The sequence below is a fragment of the Devosia sp. Root436 genome (assembly GCF_001426345.1).
In the GTDB taxonomy this organism is placed as follows: Bacteria; Pseudomonadota; Alphaproteobacteria; order Rhizobiales; family Devosiaceae; genus Devosia.
In genome coordinates, this window is sequence record NZ_LMEM01000014.1 from 84,518 (window position 1) to 101,009 (window position 16,492).

At 65.8% G+C, this 16,492-nt stretch carries 14 protein-coding genes; 12 read left to right on the forward strand and 2 right to left on the reverse strand.

All coding sequences use genetic code 11. The features are described from left to right. Window positions 1–107 precede the first annotated feature (107 nt). From cobA to cbiB, 4 genes are all read left to right on the forward strand, one after another. Entirely contained in the window at window positions 108–917 is an 810-nt protein-coding gene (gene cobA, locus ASD04_RS16595; RefSeq protein ID WP_056259461.1) for a uroporphyrinogen-III C-methyltransferase, read from the forward strand. 177 nt (window positions 918–1,094) lie between these two features. Then, window positions 1,095–2,384, forward strand: a complete 1,290-nt coding sequence (locus ASD04_RS16600) for a cobyrinate a,c-diamide synthase (protein WP_056259463.1) — start codon at window positions 1,095–1,097, stop codon at window positions 2,382–2,384. An 8-nt stretch (window positions 2,385–2,392) separates the two neighbouring features. Then, entirely contained in the window at window positions 2,393–3,853 is a 1,461-nt protein-coding gene (locus ASD04_RS16605; protein WP_156461301.1) for a cobyric acid synthase, read from the forward strand. A 139-nt stretch (window positions 3,854–3,992) separates the two neighbouring features. Beyond that, window positions 3,993–4,955: an adenosylcobinamide-phosphate synthase CbiB gene (gene cbiB, locus ASD04_RS16610; protein ID WP_056259468.1), complete on the forward strand. Its 963-nt coding sequence runs from the start codon at window positions 3,993–3,995 to the stop codon at window positions 4,953–4,955. Window positions 4,956–5,123: 168 nt separating this feature from the next. Here cbiB and cobU read toward each other — a convergent pair whose 3' ends face one another. Further along, window positions 5,124–5,678 (reverse strand): bifunctional adenosylcobinamide kinase/adenosylcobinamide-phosphate guanylyltransferase, encoded by a 555-nt coding sequence (cobU, locus tag ASD04_RS16615; RefSeq protein WP_056259470.1) that lies wholly within the window; start codon window positions 5,676–5,678, stop codon window positions 5,124–5,126. A 209-nt stretch (window positions 5,679–5,887) separates the two neighbouring features. Between cobU and ASD04_RS16620 the strand changes: the two genes are divergently transcribed. The 6 genes from ASD04_RS16620 to ASD04_RS19540 all read left to right on the forward strand — a co-directional run bounded on the left by ASD04_RS16620 (window position 5,888) and on the right by ASD04_RS19540 (window position 12,080). Next, on the forward strand, window positions 5,888–6,829 hold the full coding sequence (locus ASD04_RS16620) for a BadF/BadG/BcrA/BcrD ATPase family protein (RefSeq protein ID WP_056259472.1): 942 nt from the start codon (window positions 5,888–5,890) through the stop codon (window positions 6,827–6,829). Between the two features lie 13 nt (window positions 6,830–6,842). After that, complete coding sequence (gene zwf, locus ASD04_RS16625; RefSeq protein WP_056259475.1) at window positions 6,843–8,324, forward strand: glucose-6-phosphate dehydrogenase; 1,482 nt, start codon at window positions 6,843–6,845, stop codon at window positions 8,322–8,324. 150 nt (window positions 8,325–8,474) lie between these two features. After that, window positions 8,475–9,170: a 6-phosphogluconolactonase gene (pgl, locus tag ASD04_RS16630; protein ID WP_056259477.1), complete on the forward strand. Its 696-nt coding sequence runs from the start codon at window positions 8,475–8,477 to the stop codon at window positions 9,168–9,170. A 73-nt stretch (window positions 9,171–9,243) separates the two neighbouring features. Then, complete coding sequence (gene edd, locus ASD04_RS16635; protein WP_056259478.1) at window positions 9,244–11,058, forward strand: phosphogluconate dehydratase; 1,815 nt, start codon at window positions 9,244–9,246, stop codon at window positions 11,056–11,058. A 523-nt stretch (window positions 11,059–11,581) separates the two neighbouring features. Then, window positions 11,582–11,803 (forward strand): hypothetical protein, encoded by a 222-nt coding sequence (locus ASD04_RS16645; RefSeq protein WP_056259482.1) that lies wholly within the window; start codon window positions 11,582–11,584, stop codon window positions 11,801–11,803. Continuing rightward, window positions 11,796–12,080: a hypothetical protein gene (locus ASD04_RS19540; protein ID WP_156461302.1), complete on the forward strand. Its 285-nt coding sequence runs from the start codon at window positions 11,796–11,798 to the stop codon at window positions 12,078–12,080. Before ASD04_RS16645 ends, ASD04_RS19540 begins: the two co-directional genes overlap by 8 nt. 39 nt (window positions 12,081–12,119) lie before the next feature. Here the strand turns inward: ASD04_RS19540 and mutL are convergent, their stop codons facing one another. Next, window positions 12,120–13,937, reverse strand: coding sequence for a DNA mismatch repair endonuclease MutL (mutL, locus tag ASD04_RS16650; RefSeq protein WP_056259485.1), 1,818 nt, complete (start codon window positions 13,935–13,937; stop codon window positions 12,120–12,122). Window positions 13,938–14,176: 239 nt separating this feature from the next. Between mutL and ASD04_RS16655 the strand changes: the two genes are divergently transcribed. Together ASD04_RS16655 and ASD04_RS16660 are read left to right on the forward strand one after the other, a co-directional pair. After that, on the forward strand, window positions 14,177–15,877 hold the full coding sequence (locus ASD04_RS16655) for an alpha/beta-hydrolase family protein (RefSeq protein ID WP_244488348.1): 1,701 nt from the start codon (window positions 14,177–14,179) through the stop codon (window positions 15,875–15,877). After that, complete coding sequence (locus ASD04_RS16660) at window positions 15,874–16,323, forward strand: nucleoside deaminase (protein WP_056259486.1); 450 nt, start codon at window positions 15,874–15,876, stop codon at window positions 16,321–16,323. Before ASD04_RS16655 ends, ASD04_RS16660 begins: the two co-directional genes overlap by 4 nt. The last annotated feature ends 169 nt before the right edge of the window (window positions 16,324–16,492 follow it).

Here is a 16,492-nt window from a genome sequence, read left to right on the forward strand (position 1 = left end):
CGCCGTTCGCGCGGCCCCACCCCACCCTCAGTTCATCGCCTCCCTCCCCCTTGTGGGGAGGGATCAAGGGTGGGTGTGAGTCACGCTGTCTGGAAAGGCTATCGTTGATGCAAGGCCATTTCGCTGCTCTCGATCACGCCGATTTCCCGCCGCTGGAGCCCGGCTCAGTCTGGCTCGTCGGCGCCGGCCCCGGTGGTCCGGGTCTCGTCTCGCTACTGGCCTATCACGCCCTCGGCCAGGCCGATGTCATCGTGCATGACGCGCTCGTCTCGCCCGACCTCATGGCCATGGCGCCGGAACACACACAACGTGTGTTCGCCGGCAAGCGCGGCGGCAAGCCCTCGCCGAAACAGGCCGACATCACCCTGCAACTGATCGACCTTGCCCGCGCGGGCAAGCGCGTCCTGCGCCTCAAGGGCGGCGATCCCTTCATGTTCGGCCGCGGCGGCGAGGAAGCGGGCGCCCTGGTCCGCGCGGGCGTGCCCTTCCGCATCGTCCCGGGCATATCCTCGGGCCTTGCCGGGCCCGCCTATGCCGGCATCCCGATCACCCATCGCGACACCAATCACGCCGTCATCTTCCTCACCGGGCACGATGAAACCGGCGCCGTCCCCCATTCGGTCGATTGGGCCGCTATCGCCAATGCCGCCCCGGTCATCGTCATGTTCATGGCGGTCAAGCACCTCCCCTCCATCGCCCAGAAGCTCCTCGCCGCCGGCCGCCCCGCCACCGACCGCCTCGCCGCGATCTCCCACGCCGCCACCCCCCAGCAGTCCATCATCGAAACCACCCTGGCCCAGGCCCACACCCTGACCGGCGTGCCCACCCCCGCCATCGTCGTTCTCGGCCCCGTCAGCGCCTATCGTCAGTCGCTCGATTGGTATGTCGGCGAAGCCCGGAGGCATGTCTTTGGCTAGGCAAGGGACTCCTGGTTTGCGCCCCCTCCCCCCTGAGGGGAGAGTAGTGTCGCTAGGCCCGAAGGGCCGTAGCAGAGCTGGGGTGGGGGTCCCTTGCTTCTTGCCTCGAACGGCGACCCCCACCCCCAACCCCTCCCCTCAGGGGGGAGGGGAGCCAACGCTCGGTGCGAACCAGCCATGACATCAGGCCTCGTTATATCGGCCCCGCGCTCCGGCTCGGGCAAGACCACCATCACCCTTGGCCTGCTCGCCGCCCTGCGCCGCGCCGGCACCGTCGTCGCCCCCGCCAAGACCGGCCCCGACTATATCGACCCCGCCTTCCTCGCCCGCGCCGCCCTGCGCGAGGCGGTCAATCTCGACCCCTGGTCCATGAGCGCTGCCCGCCTCAAATCCCTCGCCGCCACCCAATCCACCGGCGCCGACCTCCTGTTGGTCGAAGGCGTCATGGGCCTCTTCGATGGCGCTGCCGACCATACCGGCTCCACCGCCGACCTTGCCGAACTGCTCACCCTTCCGGTCATCCTCGTGATCGACTCCGAGCGCCAGAGCCAGTCCGTCGCCCCCCTTGTCGCCGGCTTCGCCAATTGGCGCCCCGGCGTGCGCATTGCCGGCACCATCCTCAACCGCACCGCTTCCATGAAGCACGAGCGCATGCTGCTCGACGCCCTCACCGCCACCGGCATACCCTGCCTCGGCGCCATCCCCCGCGACGCGGCCCTCGCCCTCCCCGAACGCCATCTTGGCCTCGTCCTGCCCGGCGAAGTCGCCGCCTTCGACACCTTCCTCGATGCCGCCGCCGAGGCTGTCGCCAGCTACATCGATCTCCCCCGCCTCACCGCCCTCGCCACCCCCGTCGCCGAACCCGACTCGTCCCCCGCGCCGCTGCCCCCTCTCGGCCAGCACATCGCCATCGCCCGCGACGACGCCTTCGCCTTCCTCTATCCGCATATCCTCGATGGCTGGCGCAGCATGGGCGCCGAACTGAGCTTCTTCTCGCCCCTGCTCGATGAAGTCCCGGCCGCCGCTGCCGACGCCGTCTATCTCCCCGGCGGCTATCCCGAACTCCACGCCGCCAGGCTGGCGAATGCGACCAATTTCAGATCCGGCCTCCACGCCGCCCGCGACCGGGGCGCGCTGCTCTACGGCGAATGTGGGGGCTTCATGGTCCTGGGTGAAACGCTTATCGACAAAGCCGGGCAGGGCCATGCCATGGCCGGCCTCCTCCCCGTCACCACCCGCATCGATCGCCCCAAGCGCATCCTCGGCTATCGCCGCCTCACCCAGTCCGGCGCGCTGCCCTGGCCCGGCCAGCTCAACGGCCACGAATTCCACTATTCCTCCGCCAAACAATCCCGCCTGCCGCCCCTCTTCGCCGCCACCGACGCCCTGGGCACCCCGCTCCCCCCCATGGGCGCCGCCATCAACCGCGTCATGGGCTCTTACGCCCATGTCGTGGATGCGGCATAACCCTCGTCATGGCTAAATCCCTGATGTTCATGGGCACCGGCTCCGATGTCGGCAAATCCCTCCTCGTCGCCGGCCTCTGCCGCGCGCTGGCCAATCGCGGCCTCCGCGTCGCCCCCTTCAAGCCGCAGAACATGTCCAACAATGCCGCCGTCACCACGGATGGCGGCGAAATCGGCCGCGCCCAGGCCCTCCAGGCCCGCGCCGCCCGCCGCGACCCGATCACCGCCATGAACCCGGTTCTCCTCAAGCCCGAGCAGGAAACCGGCTCCCAGGTCGTGGTTCGCGGCCAGCGCCGCGCCTCCATGTCGGCCCGCGCCTACTGGCAGGAACGCGGCAAGCTCATGCCCGAAGTCCTCGCCGCCTTCCACGACCTCGCCGCCACTGCCGATATCGTCCTCGTCGAAGGCGCCGGCAGCGCCTCCGAGGTCAATCTGCGCGCCAACGATATCGCCAATTTCGGCTTCGCCCAGGCCGGCAATATCCCGGTCGTTCTGGTCGGCGACATTCACCGCGGCGGCGTCATCGCTTCCCTCGTCGGCACTTTCGCCGTCATCGACCCAGCCGACGCCGCCCGCATCCGCGCCACCCTGGTCAACAAGTTCCAGGGCGATCCCGCCCTCTTCGCCGATGGCGTGACATTCCTCCAAACCCGCACCGGCGTCCCCTGCTTCGGCCCCGTTCCCTGGTTCGCCGACGCGGCAAAGCTCCCCGCCGAAGATGTCCTCGCGCTGGAAAGCTATGCCGGCAGCAGGGCAGGTGCCTTCACCATTGCCGTGCCCCGCCTGCCGCGCGTCGCCAATTTCGACGATCTCGATCCCCTCCGCGCCGAGCCCGGCGTCAGCGTCATCATGGTCGAGCCAGGCCAGCCGCTGCCGCGCAACGCCGATCTCGTCATCCTGCCCGGCTCCAAATCCACCCGCAGCGATCTCGCCGCCCTGCGCCAGAATGGCTGGGACATCGACCTCATGGCCCATGTCAGGGCCGGCGGCAGGGTCCTCGGCATCTGCGGCGGCTATCAGATGCTCGGCCGCACCATAGCCGACCCCGATGGCGTCGAGGGCAGCTCCGGCACCAGCCCCGGCCTCGGCCTGCTCGACGTCGAAACCGTGCTCACGCCGGTCAAGCAGCTCCGCGTCGAACACGCCACCCACGCCGCCACTGGCGCCGCCATATCCGGCTACCACATGCATATGGGCGTCACCTCCGGCCCCGACACGGCCCGCCCCTTCGCCCATGTGTCGGGGGCCCCCGAAGGCGCCACCAGCATGGACGGCCGCGTCACCGGCACCTATCTCCACGGCCTCTTCGCTGCCGACCCCTTCCGCCGCGCCATGCTCGGCAATGCCGCCAGCCCCGATCTTGCCTACGAGGCTAGCATCGAGCAAACCCTTGACGATCTCGCCGCGCACCTGGAACGCAACTTGGACATAAATGCCCTGCTGGCACTTGCCGGACCCCTTACGCCCTAGAAAAACCACGGCGTCATTCCCGCGAAAGCGGGAATCTCCCTTCGGACGCACCACCAGGGGCGTTTCCCGCTTTCGCGGGAATGACGCCGTGGGTAAACGGGAGTGTGACACTGCGGGTAGAATTCAAACGGACGCCACCATGCACGCCTTCATCGCCCCCCTCGCGCTGCTGCTCGAACGCTGGCTCGGCTATCCGCAGCGCCTGGTCGATCTCATCGGCCATCCCGTCATCTGGATGGGCCGCTTCATCACCTTCATGGAAAAGGGCGTCGACAAGCGCGAGCGCACGCCCCGCCAGCGCCGCGATGCCGGCATTTTCACGCTCGGCATCCTGCTGCTGGTCACGCTTGTCGTTACCCTGATGGTGCAGCAGCTCCTGCGCAGCTTTCCACTCGGCTGGGTCCTCGAAATCCTCGTCGCCACGCCCTTCCTGGCGCAGAAGGAACTCGGCCGCTCCGTCGAGGCCGTTGCCACCGCCCTGCGCACTTCGCTCGATGCCGGCCGCGAAGCGGTCAGCCACATTGTCGGCCGCGACCCCCAGGCGCTCGATGAAGCCGGGGTCGCCCGCGCGGCCATCGAAACCCTGGCCGAAAGCACCTCCGACGGTATTGTCGCCCCCTGGTTCTGGCTGGTCATCTTCGGCCTGCCCGGCATTGCCCTCTACAAGGCCATCAACACGGCCGATTCCATGATCGGCCATATGAACGCCCGCTACCGCGACTATGGCTGGGCCGCCGCCAGGCTCGACGATCTCGTCAACTGGCTGCCCTCCCGCCTCACAGCCATCCTCGTCACCGCGGCCTGCTTCTTCACCCCACATGCCAGCCCCGGCAGCGCCTGGGCCATCGCCGTCAGGGATGCGCGCAAGCACGCTTCGCCCAATTCCGGCTGGCCCGAATCCGCCTTCGCCGGTGCATTGGGTTTCAAGCTGGGGGGCGCGCGCAGCTATGATGGCGAGGTGGTCGACCTGCCCAGCTTCGGGACCGGCAAATCCGAACTGGTGGGAAGCGACATCCTGCGCGCGCTGGAGCTGTATCGCAGTACGCTGAATGTGCTGCTGGGGGTGAGCGTGGTGATTGGGCTGCTGGGTTGGGTGGCCTAAACGAAAGAGAGCCACGATGCGATCCTCTCTCCCTGAGGGGAGAGGGTTAGGGTGAGGGGTTCAGCGTGTGGGTATATCCCGATGCCGGCCCCAGCTCTGAACCCCTCACCCGACCCTGCGGGTCGACCTCTCCCCTCAGGGGAGAGGTAGGGCAGGCGAGCGTCAAATCTAAGCCTCATGTATCCGCGGTTCCCGCCCAGTCGCGCCCTTGAGCGTCATCGGCAGTCCGGCCACGATGAAATGCACCTCGTCGCAAATCTCCGCCAGCCGTTGATGCGCCGATCCCGCCAGGTCGCGAAAGGTCCGCGCCATGGCATTGTCGGGCACGATGCCCAGCCCGACCTCGTTGCTGACCAAAATCACCTTGGCCGCCTTGATCTGCACCAGCGTTGCGCCCAGTTCGCTCACCGCCTTGGCCACGTCCTCATTGGCCAGCAGCAGGTTGGTGATCCACAGCGTCAGGCAATCGACCAGGATCACGTCATGATCCGCCGCTGCCTTGATCAGCGCATCCGATAGCGCCAGCGGCTCCTCGATAGTGGTGAACTGTGCTGCCCGCCCGGCCCGGTGGCTGGCTACGCGGTCGCGCATTTCGGCGTCCAGCGCTTCCGCCGTGGCGAGATAGGCCGGTCGTCTGCCGCTGCGGATGGCCAGCTGTTCGGCAAAGGCCGTCTTGCCCGATCGCGCCCCGCCCAGAATCAGCACATGTCCTGTCATTGCGATGCCCTCCTCCGCCGTCCGCCACGGCGCCTATGGCAGCAAAAAGCGCGAGCGTCCAACCGGTTGCGCCATCCACGCATGCAAGCCGCGCCGTCAGCGCCCTTGGCGGCTGCTTTTTGTGCCTTATCCTACTTTCGTCTTAGCATCTTTCGCATTATGGTCCGCGCCGAACCGACACCCTAGAATCCCTCCAAGCTTCGGAGATCTTTCGCGTGACCAGATACTATCTTGGCGTCGATGGCGGCGGCACCAATTGCCGCGTGCGTCTGGCCGATGAGAATCTGAAAACGCTCGCCGAAGTCAAGAATGGCCGTTCCAATCTGCAGATCGACGATGGCGAGCCCGCCTTCAAGGCCATAAGCGACGGCACGCGCGACGTGTTCAAGGCGGCCGGCCTCGATTATGCCGAAACCGCCAATACCTATGCCTGCTTCGGCATGGCCGGCGGTCGCATGGATTCTGCGCGCGCCGAATTCGCCGCGCGCCCCTGGCCCTTTGCCGGCGTCAAGGTCTATGACGATATCGACATCGCCCATGCTGGCGCCTTGGATGGCGGGGAGGGCGGCGTCATCATCGTCGGCACCGGCTCGGCTGCCATGTCCATCGTCGATGGTCAGCGCCATCAGGCCGGTGGCTGGGGCTTTCCCATTGGCGACCAGATGAGCGGCGCCATTCTCGGCCGCGAACTGGTGCGTTATGCCGTAGAGGCAGAGGACGGGCTGGTCGGGGCCTCCCCGCTCACCAGGGCGGTCATTGCCCAGCTTGGCGGGGACAACCAGGCCGTCATGACCTGGTCCTTCGGCACCGCCAAGGATGTGCGCATTGTCGGCGCCGACGGCTCGGACGGGCATGATGACCTGCTGGTCGGCCGCGCCCCGGCCGAATTTGGCCGCCTCATGCCGCTCTTCTTCGAGCATTTCGACAAGGGCGACCCGGTCGCCGCCAAAATGATGGAACTCGAGCTGAGCTATATCGACACCTATGTTCGCTGGTTCCAGTCGCACAATGCCAGCGTCATGGCCGTTGTCGGTGGCTTCGGCGAACGCCTGTTCCCCATTCTCCAGCAGCGCTACGGCAATTTCGTCGCCCTGCCCAAATTCGAGCCCCTCCATGGGGCCGTCATCCTCGCTCAGCAGAACTTTGCGTCAAACTAAGGGACTTGCCCCAGTGTCCAGCCGTATCATTCCCGTCCAGCCTTTCGACTATGTGGTGTTCGGCGCCACGGGCGACCTGACCAAGCGCAAGCTGATCCCGGCCCTCTATCATCGCTTCAAGGATGGCCAGTTCGACGACAACAGCCGCATCATCGGCGCCTCGCGCAGCAAGCTCTCCGACGCCGATTTCCAGAAAGCGGCGCGCGACGCCATCGCCCAGTTCGTCGAGAAGGAATATCAGGACGCCAAGGTCATCGACCGCTTCGTCAAGATTTTCTCCTATGTTCCGGTCGATGCCAGCAAGCCCGAGGAATCCGGCGATCTCGGCAGCAAGCTGCGCGACGATCCCGGAGTGGTCCGCGCCTTCTATCTCGCCGTCGCGCCCGACCTCTTCGAGCCCATCGCCGAATACCTGCACAGCAAGAAGCTCTATCGCCGCGACGCCCGCGTGGTGATCGAAAAGCCGCTCGGACACGACCTGGCTTCGTCGGTCGAAATCAACGACGGCGTCGCCAAGATTTTCAAGGAAGATCAGGTCTACCGCATCGATCACTATCTGGGCAAAGAGACCGTCCAGAACCTCCTGGCCCTGCGCTTCGCCAATACGCTGTTCGAGTCGATCTGGAATTCGGCCCATATCGACCATGTCCAGCTCACCGTGGCTGAATCGGTCGGCGCCGGCACGCGCGGCTACTATGACGAGTCCGGCGCCCTGCGCGACATGATCCAGAACCACATGCTGCAGTTGCTCTGCCTCGTGGCCATGGAGCCGCCGGCCAGCGACGACGCCAATGCCCTGCGCGACGAAAAGCTCAAGGTGCTGCGCGCCCTCAAGCCCATCAGCAATGGCGACGTGGCCCGCAACACCGTGCGCGGCCAGTATAAGGGCGTCAAATCCGAGACGACATCCGTCGCCGGCTACCAGGATGAGCTGCCCGACGACAAGCGGGGCAGCCGTACCGAAACCTTCGTCGCCCTCAAGGCCGAGGTGGAAAACTGGCGCTGGTCCGGCGTGCCCTTCTATTTCCGCACCGGCAAGCGCATGGCCAGCCGCGTCTCCGAGATATGCATCCAGTTCAAGCCGATCCCCCATTCCATCTTCGACCACGCCGAAGGCGCGCCCAAGGCCAACAAGCTCATCATCCGCCTGCAGCCTGACGAGGGCGTCAAGCTGATGATGATGATCAAGGATCCGGGCCCCGGCGGCATGCGCCTGCGCGAAGTGCCGCTGAACCTCAGCTTCGCCGCCACCTTCACCGAGCGCACCCCCGAAGCCTATGAGCGCCTGCTGATGGACGTCATCCGCGGCAGCCAGACCCTGTTCATGCGCCGCGACGAACTCGAAGCCGCCTGGAAATGGATCGACCCGATCCGCGAAGCCTGGGAACGCGCCAGCGAACCGCCCCAGGCCTACGTGGCCGGCACCTGGGGCCCATCGGGCGCCATCGCATTGATCGAACGCGACGGCCGGACATGGTACGAGGATGATGCGTGATAGATCTTGCCACGCCCTCGTGGTTCGAGGCGCTGAAGAAGCGCACCTCACCATGAGGCCTGTCGATACCCCGAGCTGGAAGTAGCCCTCATGTGAGGTGCGAGCCCTTCGCGAGCCTCGAACCACGAGGGCGTGGCACAAAGGAACAAGATGACCATCGACCGCCGCACATTCGCCGATAAGCCCACCCTCGCCAGGGAACTGGCCGAGTCCGTGGCCGATCGCATCCGCGCATCCATCGAGACGCGCGGCATTGCGGCGATCGCCGTCAGCGGCGGCTCCACCCCGGCCCGTTTCTTCCAGGCCCTCGGCAAGACCAAGGATATCGACTGGTCCAAAGTCATCGTCACCCTGGTCGACGAACGCTGGGTCGATGACACCAATGACCGCTCCAATGCGCTCCTGGTCAACGAGCGCATGCTGCAGGGCCCCGCCGCCACCGCTCGCTTCTTCCCGCTCTATTCGGGCGGCACCGAGCCCGACGCGACCCACGTCGCCAAAACCAACGCGCTCCTCGCCGACCTGCCTGACCAGTTTGCCGCCGTCATTCTCGGCATGGGCAATGACGGCCACACCGCCAGCTTCTTCCCCGGCGGCGATACGCTCGACGCAGCGCTGAGCGCCGATGGCCCCACGCTGGCCATTCGCGCCCCCGGCGCGGGCGAGCCGCGCATAACCTTTACCCTTCCGCGTCTCCTCCGCACGGACGGGCTGTACCTTCATATCGAAGGGGAGGAAAAGGCCGACGTGCTCGACACGGCTCTGGGCGATGGTCCCGTCGCGGACATGCCCATTCGTGCCGTCCTGCGGTCCGGCCACGCCGTCACTGTCTACTGGTGCCCCTAAGTCCCCTCGGCGGTCCCCAATCGACCGCCCTGGCCACCGAAGGGTTCCAGGCCATCATAGGTTAGGAGCCACCATGTCTGTCCGTCAGGCCATCCAGGATGTTACCGATCGCATCGCGGCGCGCAGCCGCGACAGTCGCCGGGACTACCTGAACCGGCTCGATGCCGCGCGCGAGGCCGGCGTCAATCGCGCCGTGCTCTCCTGCGGCAACCTCGCCCATGCCTTCGCCGCCTGCTCCCCCGCCGAAAAGGCCCAGCTCGCCGGCACCAAGTCGCTCAATCTGGGCATCGTCACCAGCTACAACGACATGCTCTCGGCCCATCAGCCCTATCAATTCTACCCCGACATCATCAAGGAAGCGGCCCGTTCCATCGGCGCCACCGCCCAGGTCGCCGGTGGCGTCCCCGCCATGTGCGATGGCGTCACCCAGGGCCAGCCCGGCATGGACCTTTCGCTCTTCAGCCGCGACGTCATCGCCATGTCCACGGCCATTGCCCTCAGCCACAACATGTTCGATGCCGCCGTCTATCTCGGCATCTGCGACAAGATCGTGCCGGGCCTGCTCATCGGTGCACTGACCTTCGGCCATCTCCCGGCTGTGTTCATCCCCGCCGGCCCCATGCCCTCGGGCCTGCCCAATGACGAAAAGAGCAAGGTCCGCCAGCTCTATATGGAGGGCAAGGTCGGCCGCGCCGAACTGCTCGAAGCCGAATCCAAGTCCTACCATTCGGCCGGCACCTGCACCTTCTACGGTACGGCGAACAGCAACCAGATGCTCATGGAAATCATGGGCCTTCATCTGCCCGGCGCCAGCTTCGTCAATCCCGGCACCCCCCTGCGCGATGCCCTGACCAAGGAAGCCACCGTCCGCGCCCTCTCGCTCACCGCGCTGGGCAACAACTACACTCCGGTCGGCCACGTCATCGATGAAAAGGCCATCGTCAATGGCCTGGTTGGTCTCCACGCCACCGGCGGCTCCACCAACCACACCATGCACCTCATCGCCATCGCCGCCGCCGCCGGCCTCCAGGTCACCTGGGACGACATGAGCGACCTCAGCGATGCAACCCCGCTGCTCGCCCGCGTCTATCCCAATGGCGTGGCCGACGTGAACCACTTCCATGCCGCCGGCGGCATGGGCTTCCTCATCCAGGAACTGCTCGAAAGCGGCCACCTGCATGAAGACGTCAAGACCGTCTGGGGCGAGGGCCTCTCCGGCTACAAAGTCGAAGCCAAGCTCATCGAAGACAAGCTGACCTTCGAGCCCGCCCCCAGCGAATCCGCCCTCCCCAAGGTCCTCACGGGCACCAAAACCCCGTTCCAGACCTCCGGTGGCCTCAAGCTCCTCACCGGCAATCTCGGCCGCTCGGTCATCAAGGTCTCCGCCGTCAAGCCCGAGCATCGCGTCGTCGAAGCCCCCGCCCGCGTCTTCCACGGCCAGGAGGGCCTGCAGGCCGCCTTCAAGGCCGGCGAACTCACCGGCGACATGATCGCCGTGGTCCGCTTCTCCGGCCCCCGTGCCCTCGGCATGCCCGAACTGCACAAGCTCACCCCCTCGCTCGGCATCCTGCAGGATCGCGGCTTCAAGGTCGCCCTACTCACCGACGGCCGCATGTCCGGCGCGTCAGGCAAGGTTCCCGCCGCCATCCACATGACCCCCGAGGCCATCGACGGCGGCCCCATCAGCAAGATCCGCGACGGCGACATGATCCGCCTCGACGCCAATGAAGGCACCCTGACCTTCCTCGGCGACGAAAAGGAATTCCGCTCGCGCACTCCGGCCGTGCAGGACCTGCGCGACCAGCATTTCGGCATGGGCCGCGAACTGTTTGCCGGGTTCAGGAGCCTGGTCGGCGTGGCTGATCGTGGGGCGAGCGTGTTTGGCTGAGGGATTGTGAGTGTCAAATGCTCCGCATCGCCACCTATCCTAAAGCCAACCTTGGCTCCACTTGCTGGCCGCTCCTTGATTTATGCCAGCCGCGCTGCCATGCATTAGTATGACCTAATCTTGGGGGCACAGTTGCCAGATAAGGTAGCAAAATGGCTGATGTTCTCCGTCCTAATTTCGTTGGCCCCATTACTGGCTAGCTGGATATGGGCGGCAGCGAGTTCTTCTGAACCAGTCGGACTTTACACAGTGATACGACAGGGAGATCTGTGTCTGCTTGCGGCCAGTTTCTGCGCAGTTGGCATTGGCGAATTGATTGGAATTAAGCGAAGCAGCCAGACGCTGATGATCTTCGTGGGCGGAACATCGGCCCTTACAATTATGCTATCGGTCTTCCTCTATGCGCTCCTGCGGAACGCGGCATCGCTTCCCAATGAGGTGTATGTCGTGGGCACGTCCGTGGTGCTTTTTGTAATTGGAGTGGTTGCCTCAACTGTTAGTATCGCGATCTCGGAGATAACCGATGCCTGACTTGATTCAGCTAGGCTTTTCGCTCGGCGTCTTAGTTGCGGCAGTTGGAGCGATTGTCAGCGTCGTGATGACCTTTAGGATGAGCCTAGCGCTTCGCCAGATCGAACGTCGCATTGCAACAAAAGAAGGGCAGGTTGTTAGCACAGCTAATGAGGAAGATGTGAAGTCGCCCCACCCATTGCCCGCAGATGGAGTGGGGGAAGCTGATGAGTGACTTCCGTTTTGTTGTGGTTAGTTGGGATACCAATGGTCGCGAAAGGGACCGGGAGAAATTCGTTGAAGCTCTAAATAAAGCAAACGACTGGATTGAATTTCGGGAGAATACGTGGCTCGTTTGGACTAAACAGAGCTCCAAAACTTGGTATAATCGACTTAAGCCTCATATCGGCGATAGGGACAACGTATTTGTTGTTGCCGCGGACATCTCTGATCGGGGTGGTTGGATGCCGCGCGCGTTTTGGGATTTCGTGCGGAGCAAGTCATCAACCTGAATCAGGGCTCCTCTATGCCACGTGGCTCTCGACTCTATACTATCGCGTCCGCCCGAACAGCCGCTCGATATCCTTCTTCTTGAGCTCCACATAGGTCGGCCGCCCATGGATGCACTGCCCCGAATGGGGCGTCGCCTCCATGTCGCGCAGCAGCGCATTCATCTCATCCACCCGCAGCCGCCGCCCGGATCGCACCGAGCCGTGGCAGGCCATGCGGGCGATGATCGCTTCCATCCGGTCGCTCACCGCCGCGATGCTCTCCCATTCCGCGAGCCCGTCCGCTACGTCGCGCACCAGCCCGTCAATGTCCGAATTGCCCAGCAAAGCCGGCGTCTCGCGCACCGCTACAGCCCTTGGCCCGAACCGTTCGAGATAAAGCCCGAACCGCTCCAGCTCCCCCGCCGCCTCTTCCAGTCGCGCGCAATCCTCCTCCGGCAGCTCCACCACCAGCGGGATCAGTTGCGCCTGGCTCGGCACCGGCCCGGAGGCCAGTTGCGCCTTGAACCGCTCATAGACCAGCCGCTCATGCGCCGCATGCTGGTCCACCAGCAGCAGGCCCTCGCCATTCTGCGCAATGATGAAATTGTCGAACATCTGCGCCCGCGCCGTGCCCAGCGGATAGTCCACCAGTTCAGGCGCTGCCTCCGGCTCCATCCGCGCGCTGGGCTCGTTGAGCCCTTCCAGCGTGGCGCCGAAATCCGGCGCAAACGGCCTGGTGCTGCCTACGCCCACCCGCTCATACCCGGCAAACGGTGCCACGGTCTCGGCCCGCCATGTCGGGGCAGGGGCGGGCGAGGGCGCCTGATAGGCCGGCGCCGTGAACGCCCCCAGCACATCCTCGGCCACCGTGCCCGACGCCTTGAACCCCGCCGCTGCCAGCGCCTCGCCAATGGCCCGGATCACCGCGCCGCGCACCGCCCCGGCATCGCGAAACCGCAGTTCCGCCTTTGCTGGATGTACGTTGACGTCCACCTCGCCGGGGTCGATGGCGATATAGAGCGCCACGACGGGAAAGCGGTCGCGGAACACATAATCGGCATAGGCCGCCCGCACGGCGCCCACCAGCACCTTGTCCTTCACCGAGCGGCCATTGACGAAATAGAACTGGCTGAGCGAATTGGCCCGCGTATAGGTCGGCAGTCCCGCCAGCCCCGCCACCACGACGCCATGCCGGCTGGTCGCCAGCGTCACGGCATTCCGCGCAAAATCGTCGCCGATCACCTGGCCCAGCCGTGCCTGCAAGGCTCCTGTCCCGGTCACGGAAGGCCAGTTGCTCGCTGTCCGGTCGCTGCCATTGAGCACGAAGTGGACGCCCGGATTGGCCATGCCCAGGCGCTTGACCACATCGGTGATCGCCCCCGCCTCGGCCCGGTCGGTCTTGAGGAATTTCAGCCGCGCCGGCACATTGGCGAAGAGGTTCCTTACCTCGACGATGGTCCCCCGGTTCATCGCCTGCGGCACCGGCCCAGTGCGCAGCCCGTTGCGCACCTCGATCCTGAGCCCGCTCTCCGCCTGCGCCGTCCGCGAGGCAATGCTCAGCTCCGCCACAGACCCGATCGAGGCCAGTGCCTCGCCCCGGAACCCCAGCGTTCGGATATCGTCCAGCTCGTCCTCGCTGAGCTTGGACGTCGCATGCCGCTCCACCGACAGCACCAGGTCGGCCCGGTCCATGCCATGCCCGTCATCCTCGATGCGGATAAGCCCCTTGCCGCCCGCCGCCGTGGTCACCACCACCCGGCCGGCGCCCGCATCGATGGCATTTTCGACCAGTTCCTTGACCACGCTGGCGGGCCGCTCCACCACCTCGCCGGCAGCAATGCGGTTGATCAGGTCTTCGGGTAGCTGGCGGATGGGCAAGGGCGATTCTCCTGCGGCCAATATAGGGCAGGGGACCGCGGTTTCCGACCCGGATTTGTGCGCGTGGTGAGATACCCTCAACCCCTTGGGGAGGGGCGCTTCCCTTCTCCCCCTATGGGCGAAGGTGCCCGAAGGGCGGATGAGGGGGCACGGAGCCATCCGCTGGCATTGCAGCATGGGAGAGTGCAGAACCCCTCACCCCGATTGACCAATCCCCCACCGCCGGGTCACCTAGCGCCATGACGGAACTGCGCACATCGCGCTGGCATGCCCTGGGCCACCGCGCCAATGCGGGCTGGGACATGGTGGCCTACCATTTCTCGCCGCCCGGCCTGCTGCTCGGTTCGGTGCTGTTCGCTCTTTCGCTCACCCCTTCGCTGCTGCCGCGCACCGAACTGGTGCAGGGCATCCTTTCCGGCTGCAGCTTTGCCGTGGGCTATGGCATCGGCAATCTCGCCCACTGGTCCTGGGGCTTTCTCGGCCTGCGCGTGCCGCCGGGGCGGATCACGCGCCTGCTCGGCTTCCTCATTGCCCTGGTCTGCCTCACCGTGGTCGGCATTGCGCTGGGCAATGCCAATCTCTGGCAGAATTCGGTACGATCAGTCATGGGCATGGCGCCGGTTGCCACCAGCCAGCCCCTGCTGATTGCCGCAACCGCGCTGCCAGTCGCGCTGCTGCTGATGCTGACAGGCAAGCTGCTGGTCATGCTGGTCCGCTTCATCTGGGGCAAGCTCCCCGCCGCCATGCCGCCCCGCGCCGCCATGCTGCTCAGCGCGCTCCTGGTCGGCGCCGTGCTGGCGCTGCTGGTCAATGGCGTCGTGCTGCGTGGCGCCCTCCGGGCCGCCGACCGCTTCTATGAACGGCTCGATGCCGTCGTGTCCGACGAGGGTGGCGCCCCCGCAAGACCCCGCCAGACCGGCAGCAGCGCCTCGCTGATCCTCTGGAACACGATCGGGCGCGATGCCCGCATCTATGTGCAGAGCGGCCCCGCCGCCTCAGCCATATCGGCCATGACGGGCAAGCCGGCCATCGAGCCGCTGCGCACCTATGTCGGCCTGCGTTCGGCCGAGAGTGTCGGCGCCCGCGCCGAACTGGCTTTGGCCGAATTGCAGCGCATTGGCGCCTTCGACCGTTCGGTGCTGGTCCTGGTCATGCCCGTGGGCACCGGCTGGGTCGATCGCGCCGCCATCGATACGCTGGAATATCTCCATGGCGGCGATGTCGCCACCGTCGCCGTGCAATATTCCTATCTCACCTCGTGGCTCTCCCTGCTGGTCGAGCCCGGCTATGGCAGCGACACCGCCCAGGCCTTGTTCCAGGCGGTCTATGAATACTGGACTGCCTTGCCGAAAGACCATCGCCCGCGCCTCTATCTCTATGGCCTCAGCCTGGGCGCCCTGGCCTCGCAGGCCTCCACCCAGCTCTATGACGTGCTGGGCGATCCCTTCCAGGGCGCGCTCTGGGCCGGTCCGCCCTTTTCCAGTTCCATCTGGAGCTGGGCCACCGCCAATCGTCAGCCCGATACGCCCGCCTGGCTGCCGCGCTTCGGCAATGACACGGCCATCCGCTTCCTCAACCAGTCCGGCACCGCCCATTGGCCCGCCGTGCCCTGGGGACCGATGCGCACGGTGTTCCTGCAATATGCCAGCGACCCCATCGTCTTCTTCGATCCCAGTGCCGATTGGCGCCGCCCGGCCTGGCTCGACGAGCCGCGCGGCCCCGACGTGTCGCCTGCCCTCAACTGGTATCCGGTGGTCACCTTCCTGCAACTGGCCCTCGACATGGCGCTGGCGCAGACCTCGCCCATAGGCTACGGCCATGTCTATGCCCCGCGCGACTATATCGATGCCTGGGTCGAGGTAACCCAGCCCCCCGGCTGGACCAAGGCCGAGCTCGAAGCGCTAAAGCGCAAGATTCCCGCCGACGAGTACCTGCCATGACCAGCCAATCCCCCATGGACCTCGCTCTGTCGCTTGCCGAAGAAGCCGCCGCCAATGGCGAAGCCCCGGTCGGCGCCGTGGTCATGGAGGGCGATACGATCCTCGCCGCCGAGCGCAACCGCATGAAGGCCCTGGGCGACCCCACCGCCCATGCCGAAATGCTGGCCATTCGGACCGCGCTGAAAACCCGCGGCACCGGCCGGCTCGATGGCTGCGACCTCTATGTCACCCTCGAACCCTGCGCCATGTGCGCCGGGGCCATCGCCCACGCCCGCCTGCGCCGCCTCTATTTCGCCGCCGAGGACACCAAGGCCGGCGCAGTGGAAAACGGCATCCGCCTCTTCGCCCAGCCCACCTGCCACCACGCCCCCGAAGTCATCTCCGGCCTCGGCGCCACCCGCTCCGAAACCCTGCTGCGCGACTTCTTCCGCGCCCTGCGGGAGTAGGCCGCGGACTTGTCGGTTCCTGTCCTCCCTCCCCTTGAGGGGGAGAGCTATCGCATATGACGCCTCCGCCGGGCGCGGGCTCCCTCTCCCCTGAGGGGAGAGGTGACTTGCGCTTCACTCCATATGCAATAGCCCTCCCCTCAAGGGGGAGGGAGGCGATGAATTGAGG

Coding starts and splice junctions, on each gene's coding strand:
- cobA (WP_056259461.1), top strand. CDS start 108: ATGCAAGGCCATTTCGCTGCTCTCGATCACGCCGATTTCCCGCCGCTG.
- ASD04_RS16600 (WP_056259463.1), top strand. CDS start 1,095: ATGACATCAGGCCTCGTTATATCGGCCCCGCGCTCCGGCTCGGGCAAG.
- ASD04_RS16605 (WP_156461301.1), top strand. CDS start 2,393: ATGGCTAAATCCCTGATGTTCATGGGCACCGGCTCCGATGTCGGCAAA.
- cbiB (WP_056259468.1), top strand. CDS start 3,993: ATGCACGCCTTCATCGCCCCCCTCGCGCTGCTGCTCGAACGCTGGCTC.
- pgl (WP_056259477.1), top strand. CDS start 8,475: ATGACCATCGACCGCCGCACATTCGCCGATAAGCCCACCCTCGCCAGG.
- edd (WP_056259478.1), top strand. CDS start 9,244: ATGTCTGTCCGTCAGGCCATCCAGGATGTTACCGATCGCATCGCGGCG.
- ASD04_RS16645 (WP_056259482.1), top strand. CDS start 11,582: ATGCCTGACTTGATTCAGCTAGGCTTTTCGCTCGGCGTCTTAGTTGCG.
- ASD04_RS19540 (WP_156461302.1), top strand. CDS start 11,796: ATGAGTGACTTCCGTTTTGTTGTGGTTAGTTGGGATACCAATGGTCGC.
- ASD04_RS16655 (WP_244488348.1), top strand. CDS start 14,177: ATGACGGAACTGCGCACATCGCGCTGGCATGCCCTGGGCCACCGCGCC.
- ASD04_RS16660 (WP_056259486.1), top strand. CDS start 15,874: ATGACCAGCCAATCCCCCATGGACCTCGCTCTGTCGCTTGCCGAAGAA.